Consider the following 14,353-nt stretch of genomic DNA (forward strand, 5'->3'; position numbering starts at 1 on the left):
CTTTACCTGAAGACACCGCTTTACTTTCCGGCGTCGTGATTAACTAATGGAGCCAGACGTGTCGCCATCCAGTCGGCAATAAACGGCTGGGCGTCACGGTTGGGATGAATGCCATCATCCTGCATCCACTGCGGTTTGAGGTAGACCTCTTCCATAAAGAAGGGCAGCAGTGGAATAGTGAATTCGCTGGCGAGTTTTGGGTACACGGCGCTAAAGGCCTCATTATAGCGGCGTCCATAGTTTGCGGGCAGACGAATTTGCATTAAAAACGGTTGAACGTCAGCGGCTTTAAGCTGCTGCAAGATAGTGCGCAGGGTGCTTTCGACCTGCTGTGGCGGAAAACCGCGCAGTCCGTCGTTACCGCCAAGCTCAACCAGTACCCAGCGCGGATGGTGTTGCTTGAGAAGTCCCGGCAAACGAGCCAGCCCTTGCTGGGCGGTGTCGCCACTGATGCTGGCATTGACAACGGTGATTTTGGGCTGCCATTTATCGTTCAATAAGACGGGCCATGCGGTGTTGCCCGCCATGCGATAGCCGGCGCTCAGGCTATCGCCGAGCACTAATAGCGTGTCCGCCGCCGCGGCGCGAAAGCTTAACAAAATTACAAACAGGACAGGCAAATGCCAGCGGAAAACGTACTTGAAGTTCATCATCTTAAGAAATCCGTCGGTCAGGGGGAGCATGAGCTTTCCATCCTTACCGGAGTTAACCTGATTGTCAAACCGGCACAAACCCTTGCTTTAATTGGCGAGTCGGGTTCCGGTAAGTCGACGCTGCTGGCGATTCTCGCCGGGCTGGATGATGGCAGCAGCGGCGAGGTGAAACTGCTGGGACAATCGCTGGGGAAAATGGATGAAGAGGCGCGCGCTCGTTTACGTGCCAGGCATATTGGCTTTGTCTTTCAGTCCTTTATGTTGATTCCGACGCTCAATGCCCAGGAGAATGTTGAACTGCCCGCCTTACTCAGAGGCGAAAGTGACGCTCAGAGCCGCCAGGGGGCGAAAGCGTTGCTTGAACAGCTGGGGTTGGGCAAGCGTCTGCATCATCTTCCGGCACAGCTTTCCGGTGGCGAACAGCAGCGTGTGGCGCTGGCGCGTGCCTTTAACGGTCGCCCGGAACTGCTGTTTGCCGATGAGCCGACCGGCAATCTTGATCGCCAGACCGGCGACAAAATCGCTGACCTGCTGTTCTCGATGAATCGCGAGCACGGCACCACGCTTATCCTCGTCACCCATGACCCTCAACTGGCCGCACGCTGTGACCGCCGTTTACGGCTGGTGGATGGACAGCTCCAGGAGGAAGCATGATTTTACGCTGGTTTTGGCGCGAATGGCGTTCGCCATCGCTGCTGATTGTCTGGCTGGCGTTAAGCCTTGCGGTGGCCTGCGTGCTGGCGCTCGGCAGCATCAGCGATCGTATGAATAAAGGGCTGAGTCAACAAAGCCGTGAATATATGGCGGGCGACCGGGCGCTGCGCAGTTCGCGCGAAGTGCCACATGAATGGCTGGAGAAAGCGCGTTCGGTGGGACTGACGGTTGGCGAGCAGATTAACTTCTCCACCATGACCTGGGCGGGTGATACCCCACAGCTGGCGGATGTTAAAGCGGTAGACGACAGCTACCCGCTGTACGGTGAGCTGGAAACGTTACCGGCCAACGTTAAGCCGCAGGCGGGTACGGTGCTGATGGCGCCGCGTCTGATGGCGCTGCTGAATTTGAAAACCGGCGATAACATTGACGTGGGTGACGCCACCTTACGGATTGCCGGAGAGGTGACACAGGAGCCGGACAGCGGCTTTAATCCATTCCAGATGGCGCCACGCCTGATGATGAACCTGGCGGATGTGGCGAAGACCGGGGCGGTGCAGCCCGGCAGCCGGGTGAGCTGGAGCTATAAGTTCGCGGGAACGCCGACGCAGCTGGCGAGCTATGAAAGCTGGCTGTTGCCAAAACTCAAGCCCGAACACCGCTGGCTGAGCCCGGATAAAGACGATGGTGCCTTGGGCAAATCGTTACAACGTTCCCAGCAGTTTTTACTGTTGTCGGCCTTGTTAACCCTGCTTTTAGCCGTGGCGGCGGTGGCGGTGGCAATGGGGCACTACTGCCGAAGCCGCTACGATATGGTCGCCATCCTCAAAACGCTGGGGGCCGGACGGGCGCAACTGCGTAAGCTGATTATCGGTCAGTGGGTGCTGCTGCTGGCGCTGTCCGCGCTGGCGGGCGGGGCGATGGGGCTGGCTTTTGAGTCCATCCTGCTGATGTTGTTAAAGCCCGTCTTACCGGCGGCATTACCTGCTGCCAGCGCCTGGCCGTGGCTATGGGCGGTGGGATCCATGACGGTGATCTCAATGCTGGTTGGGCTGCGCCCGTATCGCTTGCTGCTGGCAACGCAGCCTTTACGCGTGCTGCGCCGGGATAGCGTGGCGAACGTCTGGCCGCTAAAAGTTTATCTGCCGTTGGTGTGCGCCGTGACGGTCGCGCTGCTGGCGTGGCTGATGGGCGCAAATCCCCTGTTGTGGTCGGTGCTGGCCGGCGCGGTGGTTCTGGCAGCTCTGTGTGGCCTGGTGGGCTGGCTATTGTTGAAAGTGCTAAAACGCCTGACGCTGCGCGCGCTGCCTTTGCGTCTGGCGGTCAACCGTTTATTACGCCAGCCCTGGTCAACGTTAAGCCAGCTTGCGGCATTCTCGCTCTCGTTCATGCTTCTGGCCCTGTTGCTGGTATTGCGGGGCGATCTGCTGGCTCGCTGGCAACAGCAGCTTCCGCCGGAAAGCCCGAACTATTTCCTGATTAACATCGCCCCTGAGCAGGTCGGCGAGGTGAAGGCCTTTCTTGCCGATCATCAGGTGATCCCGGCGGCGTTCTATCCGATCGTCCGCGCCCGTCTGACGCAGATAAATAACCACAGTACAGAAGGCAATAAAGATGAATCGCTCAACCGGGAGCTCAACTTAACCTGGCAAAACCAGCGACCGCAGCATAACCCGCTGGTGGCGGGCGTCTGGCCGCCGAAAAAGGGTGAAGTGTCTATAGAGGAAGGGCTGGCGCAGCGCCTCAAGATTGGCCTCGGCGATAGCGTGACCTTTACTGGCGATACTCAGGACTTCAGCGCCACCGTAAGCAGTATCCGTAAAGTGGATTGGGAGAGTCTGCGGCCTAACTTCTTCTTTATTTTCCCGGACGGCGCGCTGGATGGTCAGCCACAAAGCTGGCTGACCAGCTTCCGCTGGGATCGCGGTACTACGCTTTTGACCCAGCTCAATCGCGAGTTTCCGACGGTAAGCCTGCTCGATATTGGCGCGATTTTAAAACAGGTGGGGCAAGTGCTGTCGCAGGTGAGCCGGGCACTGGAGGTGATGGTGGTGCTGGTGACCGCTTGTGGCGTATTGCTGCTGCTCGCGCAGGTTCAGGTTGGGATGCGTCAGCGCCATCAGGAGCTGGTGGTTTACCGTACGCTCGGTGCCAGCAAGCCGCTGCTGCGCGCGACGTTACTGGCGGAGTTTGCGCTGCTGGGGGCGATTTCTGGCCTGGTGGCGGCTATCGGTGCTGAAACCGCATTGGCGATGCTCCAGAGCAAAGTGTTTGATTTCCCATGGTCGCCGGACTGGCGCTTATGGGTGGCATTGCCGCTGTGCGGGGCGGTGTTGCTGTCGCTTTGCGGCGTGGGCCTGGGGCTGCGACTCCTGAAAGGCCGCGCCTTGTTCCGCCAGTTCGCCAGCTAGTACGTCTACATTCCCGGCGTCACTACGTTCGCCCGGGCTACATTACCCTGCAGCCCGGGCGAGGCGTTAAGCCGACCCCGGGATCGGCACCGCGGCTTATTACTCCACATCCCCGACGTCACTGCATTCGACCGGATAACGCAATTCTCCTCACCCTCGCAAATTGCCTATCTTTTCATCGTTTTGCCGCTTTTATGGCACCATTGGGTAAATCTGGAAACCTAAAGCGCACGTTTTATTAAAAATCAGCGAGGTGTAATTTATTAATAAACGATAATATTTGTGCGCCAGATAGTTGGCTTACAATCTATCAAGGAAAAATAATGACTATAAAAATGAAAGCACTGGCGTTATCGATCGGTGCTGCAGTGGCTTTGACGTCTTTTGCATCCCAGGCTGAAATTACCCTGCTTAAGCAGGATCCTCAGGCTGGCAATCCACTAAGTCGTCTGAACTTCACCGTGGGCGGCAGTATTCGTCCACAGTTCCAGAACATGAACGGTAATGACGGCAAAAACGGTTACAAACGTAACGGTTTTGACGGCGGTACTCGTTTCCGTTTCGCAGCAGACTATTACCTGTTCGATGATATTAGCTGGGTGAGCTACTACGAACTCGGCGTGAACATCCCTGCGGTATTTGACTGGGATAACCACTACGCTGAAGGTGCTAACGACACCACTCGTCGTATGCTTTACACCGGTCTGAAGAGCGATACCTGGGGTACGCTGACCTTCGGTCAACAAAACAGCATCTACTACGATGTGGTGGGCGCGAAAACCGATATCTGGGACTATGACATGATTGCCCAGGCTCCAGGTAACGGTATTAACGGCGACTACGATGGTTCTTATCGTACCCGTAAATCTTTGAAATATAAGAAAACCGTTGGCGATGTCGATCTCTACGCATCTTATCTGTTCAACGATGACTTAAACAAAAACAACGGCCTGCTTTACAAACGTAAAGGCGGCGGTTCATTGGGTGTGGATTACCATATCACCGACGACCTCACCTGGGGTACTGCATGGAACTATACCCGTGCTGAAATGAACACCACCTACAACAATGACAGCAAATCCTACGATCAAAATATCGTTGGTACCGCATTAAGCTGGACGCCTGACAACTGGACCTTCTCTGTTGGCGGCGGCTGGTATCAGAACTTCATGACCACCAAGAAATCGTCTGTTAACGACTATTTCGCGGGTGATGCCTGGGGTGTGGAATACTTCGCGGGTTACAAAATCCCGGTTGGCCAGTATGCGCTTAAATCTGTTCAGCCATACTTCATGGGTGACCGTATTGAATACGTGAATGGTCGCAACTACCAGCGCATCGACAACGGTGTGGGTATTAGCTTCCAGCTGGATTATGGTTTCCGTGTTGATTACGAACACGTCTTTACCTCCAGCACCGACGACCTGGGTGATATGAACCTGGTCCGTCTGCGTTACGATTTCTAATCGTCTAAAAGTGACGCTGGGGCATTCCCGGCGTCACTGCGTTCGGCCGGGCTACGTTATCCTGTAGCCCGGGCGAGGCGTTTAGCCGACCCCGGGATCGGCGCACTGCCTTTGGCCGGGCTACTGTTTTGGGTCATTCACAGACTTGCCGCCAACCATTCTATGACCGCTTCCGACGTCCCGCGAAACACAATCTTGTCCGCTTTTTTCTCTAACTGATAACAGTACATCGGATCGTAATAGTCGTTTAACAGCGGTACCAGCCAGGCAAAATGCGCTTCGGTGGAGCCACTGCGTTGCTGCTCTGCGAGCGCCAGATCGAGCGCGGCGGTCAATTCTGCAAAGCGCTGGAGCCCTAAACGGCGGCGGATCGCAAACAGCCCATGATGCAGATATTCGCTGTACTCCTGCCAGCCCTGTTCTTCGCCATAGGCGGCGATAAAGTCATGATGCATGCGCGCGAAATACTCTTCACGCAGGCGCTCTATACGCAGTTCGAACGGATCTTCAACCACCGCGATCGGCGACTGCGCCATACGATCGCGCAGGCATTCCGGCAGATGGTTCGCGCCGATCATATGGCCTTCATCTTCCAGCACCCAGCGAACGTTGTCCTGCTGATATGCGGCTTTAAGCAGCGCGGTCGCCAGATGATTCTCAAAGGTCGCCTGAGAAAACTGAGGCGTTAGCGTGCGGCCAAACGACGACCCTCGGTGGTGGGCAAGCCCTTCGAGATCGATCCCTAACGGTTGTTCGCGCACCAGCGGCGTTTTGCCGTTGCCGGTGCAGCCGCCTATCAGCACGATCGGATGGCGCACCAGCGTCTCGGTGGCCTGAATCGCCGCCTGACGCAGCGCCTTGTAGCCGCCGACAATCAGCGGATAATCAATACCCTGTTCTTTAACCCAGCTTTGGGCGATATGTGAACGCTGCCCGCCGCGTGCGCAGCATAAGTAGCCTTGTGGCGCTTTAGCGCAGGCGGCAAGCCATGCCTCAATGCGCTTTTGACGCGTTTCTCCAGCGACCAGTTTATGCCCCAGCGCCAGCGCGGCATCGGCGCCCTCACGTTTGTAGCAGGTGCCCACGGCGGCGCGTTCATCGTCGTTCATCAGCGGTAGATTGACGGCGGCAGGCATCGCGCCTTGCGCAAATTCGACGGGGGCGCGAACGTCAATGATGGGCGTTTCTGCGCGCAGAATAGCGCAGTAATCCGTCCCATTATTCATGGGGAAATCCTTCTGTATACCAACGGGGGAGTGTTGCGGTTAAGAGAGGATTTTACGCTTTGATGAGGGGGCCGGGGAAGCGTAAGTTTGCTCCCCGGCACTAAAGGCCTATTTCAGACGACTTTGCGCCCAGGCAATGCCGCTGGCGTATTCGGCGGGCAGGAGAGGAACCAGCGCTTCCAGCGTGGCGCTCAGGCGACCGGTATCGCTGTCATTGAGGTTCAGGTGGCCAACTTTACGCCCGTCACGCACCTCTTTGTCGTACCAGTGCAGATGCACCAGCGGCAGCTTCAGCCAATCGTAATTCAGCCCGGTGCCGATCAGGTTAATCATCACCGAAGGACTGTTGACCACCGGCGGCGGCAGGGGCAGGTCGGTTATCGCACGTAAGTGCAGCTCGAACTGACTGATTGACGCCCCGTTTTGCGTCCAGTGACCGCTATTATGTACGCGCGGCGCCAGCTCGTTAATCAGCAGCCCGGCGGGGGTAACAAAACACTCCATCGCCATCACGCCAACGTAGTCCAGCTCCTGCATAATTGCCGAAAGCATCGTTTCGGCCTGCGCCTGTTGTTTTGCATCCGCCTGTGGGAAGGCAACGCTCATGCGCAGGATCCCTTCCTGATGCAGGTTGTGCGTCAGTGGATAAAATACGGTGCTGCCATCATGAGCGCGAGCGCCAACCAGCGAGACTTCACCGGAAAAGTTGATCCCTTGCTCGACAATGCACTCGCCGTAGCAGTCGTCCGGCAGCTGTGCGGTTTCGTCTTTGCGCAGACGCCACTGGCCGCGGCCATCGTAGCCGCCGGTACGGCGCTTAACGATAGCCAGCTCGCCCAGACGGTCAAAGACCGCAGGCCACTCCTCGACGCTCGCCAGAAGCTGCCACGGCGCGGTGGCAAGGCCGAGCTTATCGAAAAGCTGCTTTTGCGTCAGACGGTCAGCAATAATCGGGAAGACGTCACGGTTGACGAAAGCCTTATGCTCCGCCAGTTCGCGGGTTAACGCGGTTTGCGGCCAGCGTTCAATCTCGGCGGTAATCACGCTTTGCTGGAAGGGCACAGCAGCCGGATCGGCTTCCAGACCCACGGGCCAGACGGCAATTCCTAACGGTTCACCCGCCTGGCGCAGCATACGGCCTAATTGACCGTTGCCCAATACGCAGACCTGTTTCATGCCGCACCTCGCGGATCGGGGTTATCCAGCACCTCATCGGTCTGTGCTTTACGCCAGGCCTGCAAACGCTGATGCAGTTCCGCATCATGCTGAGCCAGGATTTGCGCCGCGAGCAGGGCAGCGTTGGCCGCTCCCGCTTTACCAATTGCCAGCGTGCCCACGGGAATACCGCGCGGCATCTGCACAATAGAATAGAGACTGTCGACGCCGCTTAACGCCGCGCTTTGTACCGGCACGCCCAGCACGGGCACCAGCGTTTTGGCGGCAATCATTCCGGGTAAATGCGCAGCACCGCCGGCACCGGCAATAATCACCTGATAACCGTTCTCTTCTGCCGCTTCGGCGAAGCTAAACAGTTTATCGGGGGTGCGGTGGGCGGAAACCACTTCAACGTGGTGAGGAACATTCAGAATATCGAGGATTTCTGTGGTGAACTGCATGGTAGCCCAGTCGCTTTTGGACCCCATCACGATGGCGATACGTACCGGATTATTGCGCGAAGACATGCGTCTGAAAACTCCTGTGGGTGTGCTGCACACGACTTAGAGGCCACAGAGAATACCACGGAAAATGGGCAAGGAAAACGGTTGCGTAAGCAGGTTGAGGGGGAATCAGATGGAAAAATTAAAACGGGAAGGGGATAAGCTCGACGTCGTCGGCGCTGACTTTCACCATAGAGCCTTGCGTGTGCCAGGCACCCAACACGACACGATGAGCGATTTCGCCGTTGGCAGTCAGGGTATGGATATCCGGGCGATGGGTATGCCCATGAATAAGCCACTGCACCTGATGCTTTTCCATGATCTCAACCACGGCCCGCGCGTTGACATCCATAATCTCCATCGACTTGCTGCTGTTCGCGGCCTTGCTGTCGTCGCGCATTCTTTGCGCAATGCGGCGGCGGATAAACAGCGGTAAGGCGAGGAACAGTTTCTGGATCCACGGGGTGTGAACTTTGGCGCGAAACGCCAGATAGCCCGGGTCGTCGGTACACAGCGTGTCGCCGTGCATAATCAGCACCCGGCGGCCGTAGAGGTCGAGCACTTTCTCTTCAGGGAGCAACTGCATGCCGCTTTCGTGCGCGAAACGGCGACCAATAAGGAAATCCCGGTTGCCATGAATGAAGTAGCAGGGGACGCCGGAATCAGTCAGGGATTTTATCGCACGGGCAATTTCACGGTGCAACGGATTAGGATCGTCGTCGCCAATCCAGGCTTCAAACAGGTCGCCTAAGATGTACAGCGCATCGGCGCTGCGCGCTTCACCGTGTAAAAAACGCAGAAAACCGGCGGTAATCGCCGGTTCCTGGGTTTGCAGATGCAGGTCTGCAATAAAAAGTGTCGCCACCAATTACTCGCTGACGGTCACGCTAGTAATGATAACGTCTTCTTTTGGTACGTCCTGGTGCATGCCGCTACGACCGGTAGACACGCCTTTGATCTTATCAACAACGTCCATGCCTTCAACCACTTCTGCGAATACGCAATAGCCCCAACCCTGCAGGTTTTCACCGGAGAAGTTCAGGAAATCGTTGTCCGCAACGTTGATGAAGAACTGCGCAGTCGCTGAGTGTGGAGCCTGGGTACGCGCCATTGCCAGCGTACCACGGGTGTTTTTCAGACCGTTGTTCGCTTCGTTTTTGATGGCTTCTTTGGTTTCTTTCTGCTGCATGCCAGGCTCGAAACCGCCGCCCTGAATCATAAAGCCATTAATAACACGGTGGAAAATCGTGTTGTTGTAGAAACCTTCGCGGCAGTAGTCCAGGAAGTTTTTGACTGTTTCCGGCGCTTTGTCGTCGAACGTTTTGATGACGATATCGCCGTGATTAGTGTGGAAAGTAACCATTTCTGCATCCTGTTCCGTTTAGTATGGTGCTTTAGCCCGCAGTTAAGCGGCATATAGGTGCTTGTTATAGCATAACCGTGCACATCGATCACCTTGCATTGTGTGCTGCTTCCGGGTTGAATTACGGGTAGAATATGCCGTTTCAGGCGAAAGCCCGGTTCACACACGTAAACATGGAATTCTCGATGCTAAAAATCTTCAACACAATGACGCGCCAAAAAGAGGAATTTAAGCCTATTCACGCCGGTGAAGTCGGTATGTACGTGTGTGGTATCACCGTTTACGATCTCTGTCACATCGGCCATGGTCGTACGTTTGTCTCTTTTGATGTCGTCGCACGTTACCTGCGTTTTCTTGGCTATAAGCTGAAATATGTGCGTAACATTACCGACATTGACGACAAAATCATCAAACGTGCCAATGAGAACGGCGAGAGCTTCGTGGCGCTGGTTGACCGCATGATCGTTGAAATGCACAACGATTTCGACGCGCTGAATATTCTGCGTCCGGATCAGGAGCCGCGTGCAACCCACCATATTCCTGAAATCATTGAAATCACCGAGCAGCTCATCGCCAAAGGCCACGCCTACGTGGCGGACAACGGTGACGTGATGTTCGACGTGCCAACCGATGCTGATTACGGCAAGCTGTCACGTCAGGATCTGGACCAGCTACAGGCGGGTGCGCGCGTAGACGTTGTTGACGTTAAACGTAACCCGATGGACTTTGTGCTGTGGAAAATGTCCAAAGAGGGTGAACCAAGCTGGCCATCCCCGTGGGGTGCAGGCCGTCCGGGCTGGCACATTGAATGTTCCGCCATGAACTGCAAACAGCTGGGTAACCATTTTGATATTCACGGCGGCGGTTCCGATTTGATGTTCCCGCACCATGAAAACGAAATTGCGCAGTCGACCTGTGCGCACGACGGCGAATACGTGAATTACTGGATGCACTCCGGCATGGTGATGGTTGACCGTGAGAAAATGTCTAAATCGCTGGGCAACTTCTTTACCGTACGTGATGTGCTGAAATATTACGATGCGGAAACCATCCGTTACTTCCTGATGTCCGGCCATTATCGTAGCCAGCTGAACTACAGTGAAGAAAACTTAAAGCAGGCCCGTTCGGCCCTTGAACGTCTGTATACCGCGCTGCGTGGCACCGATAAATCCGTGGCGGCGGCGGGTGGCGAAGCGTTTGAAGCGCGCTTCATTGAAGCAATGGACGACGATTTCAACACCCCGGAAGCCTATTCGGTACTGTTCGATATGGCCCGCGAAGTGAACCGCCTGAAAACGGAAGATGCGCACGCCGCTAATGCGCTGGCGTCACACATGCGTAAGCTTGCTTCAGTGCTGGGCTTGCTGGAACAGGAGCCGGAAGCATTTCTGCAAAGCGGCGCGCAGGCAGATGATGGTGAAGTCGCAGAAATTGAAGCGCTGATCCAGCAGCGTCTTGATGCACGTAAAGCCAAAGACTGGGCGGCAGCCGACGCCGCGCGCGATCGTCTTAACGCCATGAATATCGTGCTGGAAGATGGCCCGCAGGGTACTACCTGGCGTCGTAAGTAACTCTGCACGTAGGCCGGATAAGGCGAAGCCGCCATCCGGCAATTTACCCGGTAGTGCCGGATGGCGGCTTCGCCTTATCCGGCCTACATCGAAATGTAGCGCCGACTCCGGGGCTCCCTTCGTGTTAATGCCCCTGTAACCCCGCCACAAACGCCGTCATCAGCTCAGTTAGCGGTTCGTCATACCACAAGGCATAAAGATCCGCCGGTACGGCTTCCTCCAGCGGTAAAAAACGCACGCCTGGCCAGTGGATAAGCCCGCAGGTCTCCGGCAACAACGACACGCCCATTCCCGCGCTCACCAGCGCCAGCGCCGTTTGCGGTTCATTCACCTGATGTGCGATGAGCGGGTAAAATCCGGCTTCCGCACAGCGGTCATAAAGCTGACGCGCAAAATCGCTTTGCTGGAAAGACAGCGAGATAAGCGGCCTTGTGGCGAGTTCGCTTAACGGTACAACTTTCAGCTGGGCCAGCGGATCGGTGTCCGGTACGGCAAGTGCGACGGATTCATGGGAGATGAGCTGGTTGCGAATATGGGCTTGCGCATAAGGCAGGACGTTGCGGTTAATGGCGATATCAATGGTGCGAGCGCGCAGGGCGTCGATTTGCTGATGCTGTGACAGCTCATGCAGGCTCCAGTCAACGTCGGGATGCGTGGCTTTGAATTTTTTGAGCCGGGTCAGTAGCGTCCCCCACAGTGCGCTGCCGACAATGCCGATGCTGATGTGCTGGTTTTCGCTGCGGCCAATTTGACGCACGTAGTTAAGTGACTGCTCCGTGGCGTTGAGGATTCGGTCCACCTCAGTTTTTAACACCTGACCTGCACGAGTCAACGCAACCTTACGACTGGTTCGTTCGAACAGTCTGGTTTCCAGCGTCTCTTCCAGCTCTTTGATCTGCATGCTTAACGGTGGCTGGGAGATGTTCAGCCGCGCGGCAGCTCGCCCAAAATGTAATTCTTCGGCAAGAGCCTGAAAATAACGTAGAGCGCGGATGTTAATACGATTATTGGTCAAGGCATCGTTCATTGACTGTTCGGGAAAAAAAGGAGGGAGGGCCATGATGCCTCCCTCCTTTTTTGTTGTCAAACAACCGCCTGCGCGGTGGTGTGCAGACGTTCTGCGCGGCTACAAACGATAGCAACAGCCAGCACCACTAACAGTATCGTATAGGCTATCGTCGCGGTATTGAGCGCGCCGTGCAGGCCGAAGTGGCCGTTGACCAGGGAAGAGACGCTGGCAAACAGCAGTGTACCGACGGTGCCACAGGTGAGCAGGGCGGAGATAAGCGTCGGTGAACTCTGATTCACCTGCAGCGAGCCGTAACTCATCAGCCCTGAGAACAGCCCGGAGTTGAAGAAACCGAACACCCCGCAGGCCAGCAGAATCAGCGTGGTATTACCGCTGTTGGCAATCAGCGTAATGGCCGCCAGACCGATGCAGGTGCAGCCGAGCAGGAAGGTGCGTAGCTTCATCCACTTCACGGTGAACTGATTAAGGAACAGACCAATCGCTTTAGCCACCCAGTAGACGGTGGTATACAGCGCCGCGTCCTGTGGCTGGAGATGAAAGCGGAATTGCAGATAGCCTGGCGTCCACATGGTGAAGATAGGTTCAGCCAGTAAGAAGGCAAACAGCGCAAAGCAGATCAAATAAATTGATGGCCCCCACGGCTCCCGTGCGGCGGTTACGCTGCGCTGTTCTGGCGCAGCCGCCTCGGTGGTTGGAAAGCGGCAGCGGGCCGTCAGCGCCAGCATGAGTGCGCCCAATCCTCCCATGATCCCGTACATCGCAACCCAGCTTGCCCCCATGCGGAATAGCCAGGCGAGCAGGAAGGAGAGCGTTGCGCCAGCAAGACTGAAAAAGAAGTCGGTAAAAATCAGGCTTGAGGAACGGCTCTTTTCATCGGGATTAATGCGCACGACCAGATAGCTCCCGATGGTCATGAAAATCCCTCCACAGGCGCCGATACCAGCGACCGCAAAGCTGAACAGGGTCAGGGTAGGGGAAACAAAAAGAATGGCGCTAATGAGGACGGTCACTGCCGCTGCAATGACCAGCGGCTTTTGCAGCCCCCATTTACGCATCAGGATACCGCCCAGCATAATCGGGATAAACATGCCGATATTCATCAGCGTAAAGACCTGACCGATAAAGCTTGGATCTTTATGGAATGCCGCGCACAACGGGCCGAGCACGATGCCCAGCGTAGAAACAAGCGCGCCGACAAAGTAATAGCTCAGATACGAGACGGCATTTAAATTCGCACGAGAAAATGAGGTGTCTGACATAAATATCTCTCCAGGCGGGCAGGAGGCTGCCCGCCGAACATTCGAGGATTAGGCTAACTGTTTTATGAACTGGCCAATCAGACGGATAAAGTCGTCGGTCACCATGGCTGCGCACTTCAGCGTCTGCTCGTGCGAGAGTTCTACATCGCTCAGCCCTTCTGCCATATTGGTGATGGCGGAAACCGCTAGCACCTTCAGCCCACAGTGGCGCGCGGCAATCACTTCCGGGACGACCGACATACCGACCACATCGCCGCCCATACGCTGCATCATGCGGATCTCAGCGGCGGTTTCGAAATTCGGGCCAGGATAAGAGACGAAAACGCCCTCGTGAAGGGGAATTTCAAGGCTTTTGGCCGTCTGATGAAGCTGGGTGCGCAAATCCTTATCGTAGGCGTTTGCCAGGCTGAAGAAGCGCGGGCCGAAGCGGTCATCATTGGGGCCAACCATCGGCGTGGAGGGCATGGTATTGATGTGGTCGTTTAAGGCGACGAGGCTGCCGGCTGGAATGGCGGGATTAAGCGAACCGGCAGCATTCGTGCAGAACATAAACTCGCAGCCCAGCAGCTTAAAGGTGCGCACCGCCTGGGTCATGATGCCCATGCCTAAACCTTCATAGAAATGACCGCGCCCCTTCATGCAGATAAGCGGTACGCCGTGCAGCGTCCCCATGACAATTTCTCCCGCATGGCCAATGACGGTGCTAACCGGGAAGCCCGGAAGTTCCTCATAGGAGAGCGTGGTTTTATTGTCCATGCGGTCAGCCAGCGCACCGAGGCCTGAGCCGAGGATAAGGGCGATACGCGGAGTAAACCCAGGTTTGGCAGCACGAAGGATGTCGACGGCTTCATAAGGGGCATTGTTGAGGATTGACGGTGACATAGGAACTCCAGAATCAGGGATGTTTCGCGCTATTCTGGGGAACCGTTGATTGCCAATCCAATTCGATAAATGCTGTTATTGATATGATTATCGTATTGATTACAACGACGATGATTTTAGGGTTTTATTAATCAATGAATTACGTATCGGCTATACGTTTTAGCGTTGCGAAAGCGGGGC

The 14,353-nt window shown here is 55.8% G+C and carries 13 protein-coding genes; 4 read left to right on the forward strand and 9 right to left on the reverse strand.

Annotated elements, in window-relative coordinates; all coding sequences use genetic code 11:
- Positions 1-20: 20 nt before the first annotated feature.
- Positions 21-650: a multifunctional acyl-CoA thioesterase I/protease I/lysophospholipase L1 gene (gene tesA / locus ACIPDS_RS12805; protein WP_400736750.1), complete on the reverse strand. Its 630-nt coding sequence runs from the start codon at positions 648-650 to the stop codon at positions 21-23.
- Here tesA and ybbA point away from each other — a divergent pair.
- From ybbA to ACIPDS_RS12820, 3 genes are all read left to right on the forward strand, one after another.
- Positions 621-1,307: a putative ABC transporter ATP-binding protein YbbA gene (ybbA, locus tag ACIPDS_RS12810; RefSeq protein ID WP_400736199.1), complete on the forward strand. Its 687-nt coding sequence runs from the start codon at positions 621-623 to the stop codon at positions 1,305-1,307. The two genes, tesA and ybbA, sit on opposite strands and share 30 nt — an antisense overlap.
- Positions 1,304-3,718, forward strand: coding sequence for a putative ABC transporter permease subunit YbbP (gene ybbP, locus ACIPDS_RS12815; protein ID WP_400736202.1), 2,415 nt, complete (start codon positions 1,304-1,306; stop codon positions 3,716-3,718). The genes ybbA and ybbP overlap by 4 nt, the downstream gene beginning before the upstream one ends.
- A 323-nt stretch (positions 3,719-4,041) precedes the next feature.
- Positions 4,042-5,184: a porin gene (locus ACIPDS_RS12820; RefSeq protein WP_166514748.1), complete on the forward strand. Its 1,143-nt coding sequence runs from the start codon at positions 4,042-4,044 to the stop codon at positions 5,182-5,184.
- A 137-nt stretch (positions 5,185-5,321) separates the two neighbouring features.
- Here ACIPDS_RS12820 and mnmH read toward each other — a convergent pair whose 3' ends face one another.
- The 5 genes from mnmH to ppiB form a co-directional block, all read right to left on the reverse strand.
- Positions 5,322-6,410: a tRNA 2-selenouridine(34) synthase MnmH gene (mnmH, locus tag ACIPDS_RS12825; RefSeq protein WP_400736205.1), complete on the reverse strand. Its 1,089-nt coding sequence runs from the start codon at positions 6,408-6,410 to the stop codon at positions 5,322-5,324.
- A gap of 108 nt (positions 6,411-6,518) precedes the next feature.
- On the reverse strand, positions 6,519-7,586 hold the full coding sequence (gene purK, locus ACIPDS_RS12830) for a 5-(carboxyamino)imidazole ribonucleotide synthase (protein ID WP_166514750.1): 1,068 nt from the start codon (positions 7,584-7,586) through the stop codon (positions 6,519-6,521).
- A complete protein-coding gene (gene purE, locus ACIPDS_RS12835) occupies positions 7,583-8,092 on the reverse strand; it encodes a 5-(carboxyamino)imidazole ribonucleotide mutase (protein WP_400736210.1) in 510 nt (169 codons plus the stop codon). Before purE ends, purK begins: the two co-directional genes overlap by 4 nt.
- A 118-nt stretch (positions 8,093-8,210) precedes the next feature.
- A complete protein-coding gene (gene lpxH / locus ACIPDS_RS12840; protein WP_400736213.1) occupies positions 8,211-8,933 on the reverse strand; it encodes a UDP-2,3-diacylglucosamine diphosphatase in 723 nt (240 codons plus the stop codon).
- A 3-nt stretch (positions 8,934-8,936) separates the two neighbouring features.
- The gene (ppiB, locus tag ACIPDS_RS12845) at positions 8,937-9,431 is read right to left on the reverse strand and encodes a peptidylprolyl isomerase B (RefSeq protein ID WP_166514753.1); all 495 of its coding nucleotides are present in this window, start codon (positions 9,429-9,431) and stop codon (positions 8,937-8,939) included.
- 185 nt (positions 9,432-9,616) lie between these two features.
- Between ppiB and cysS the strand changes: the two genes are divergently transcribed.
- Positions 9,617-11,002 carry a cysteine--tRNA ligase gene (gene cysS, locus ACIPDS_RS12850; protein ID WP_166514754.1) on the forward strand — a complete coding sequence of 462 codons (1,386 nt, stop codon included), beginning with the start codon at positions 9,617-9,619 and terminating at the stop codon, positions 11,000-11,002.
- A gap of 124 nt (positions 11,003-11,126) precedes the next feature.
- Here cysS and ACIPDS_RS12855 read toward each other — a convergent pair whose 3' ends face one another.
- The 3 genes from ACIPDS_RS12855 to xapA are packed head-to-tail and all read right to left on the reverse strand — an operon-like array spanning position 11,127 to position 14,173.
- Entirely contained in the window at positions 11,127-12,062 is a 936-nt protein-coding gene (locus ACIPDS_RS12855) for a LysR family transcriptional regulator (RefSeq protein ID WP_400736217.1), read from the reverse strand.
- Positions 12,063-12,085: 23 nt separating this feature from the next.
- A complete protein-coding gene (tsgA, locus tag ACIPDS_RS12860; protein WP_400736220.1) occupies positions 12,086-13,291 on the reverse strand; it encodes an MFS transporter TsgA in 1,206 nt (401 codons plus the stop codon).
- Between the two features lie 48 nt (positions 13,292-13,339).
- Positions 13,340-14,173 carry a xanthosine phosphorylase gene (gene xapA, locus ACIPDS_RS12865; RefSeq protein WP_400736223.1) on the reverse strand — a complete coding sequence of 278 codons (834 nt, stop codon included), beginning with the start codon at positions 14,171-14,173 and terminating at the stop codon, positions 13,340-13,342.
- Positions 14,174-14,353: the final 180 nt, after the last annotated feature.

Origin of the sequence: Kluyvera sp. NPDC087067 (assembly GCF_044745165.1) — a bacterium.
GTDB lineage: Bacteria > Pseudomonadota > Gammaproteobacteria > Enterobacterales > Enterobacteriaceae > Kluyvera.

Coding starts and splice junctions, on each gene's coding strand:
- tsgA (WP_400736220.1), bottom strand. CDS start 13,291: ATGTCAGACACCTCATTTTCTCGTGCGAATTTAAATGCCGTCTCGTAT.
- mnmH (WP_400736205.1), bottom strand. CDS start 6,410: ATGAATAATGGGACGGATTACTGCGCTATTCTGCGCGCAGAAACGCCC.
- purK (WP_166514750.1), bottom strand. CDS start 7,586: ATGAAACAGGTCTGCGTATTGGGCAACGGTCAATTAGGCCGTATGCTG.
- ppiB (WP_166514753.1), bottom strand. CDS start 9,431: ATGGTTACTTTCCACACTAATCACGGCGATATCGTCATCAAAACGTTC.
- cysS (WP_166514754.1), top strand. CDS start 9,617: ATGCTAAAAATCTTCAACACAATGACGCGCCAAAAAGAGGAATTTAAG.
- ybbA (WP_400736199.1), top strand. CDS start 621: ATGCCAGCGGAAAACGTACTTGAAGTTCATCATCTTAAGAAATCCGTC.
- ACIPDS_RS12855 (WP_400736217.1), bottom strand. CDS start 12,062: ATGGCCCTCCCTCCTTTTTTTCCCGAACAGTCAATGAACGATGCCTTG.
- xapA (WP_400736223.1), bottom strand. CDS start 14,173: ATGTCACCGTCAATCCTCAACAATGCCCCTTATGAAGCCGTCGACATC.
- purE (WP_400736210.1), bottom strand. CDS start 8,092: ATGTCTTCGCGCAATAATCCGGTACGTATCGCCATCGTGATGGGGTCC.
- ybbP (WP_400736202.1), top strand. CDS start 1,304: ATGATTTTACGCTGGTTTTGGCGCGAATGGCGTTCGCCATCGCTGCTG.
- ACIPDS_RS12820 (WP_166514748.1), top strand. CDS start 4,042: ATGACTATAAAAATGAAAGCACTGGCGTTATCGATCGGTGCTGCAGTG.
- tesA (WP_400736750.1), bottom strand. CDS start 650: ATGAACTTCAAGTACGTTTTCCGCTGGCATTTGCCTGTCCTGTTTGTA.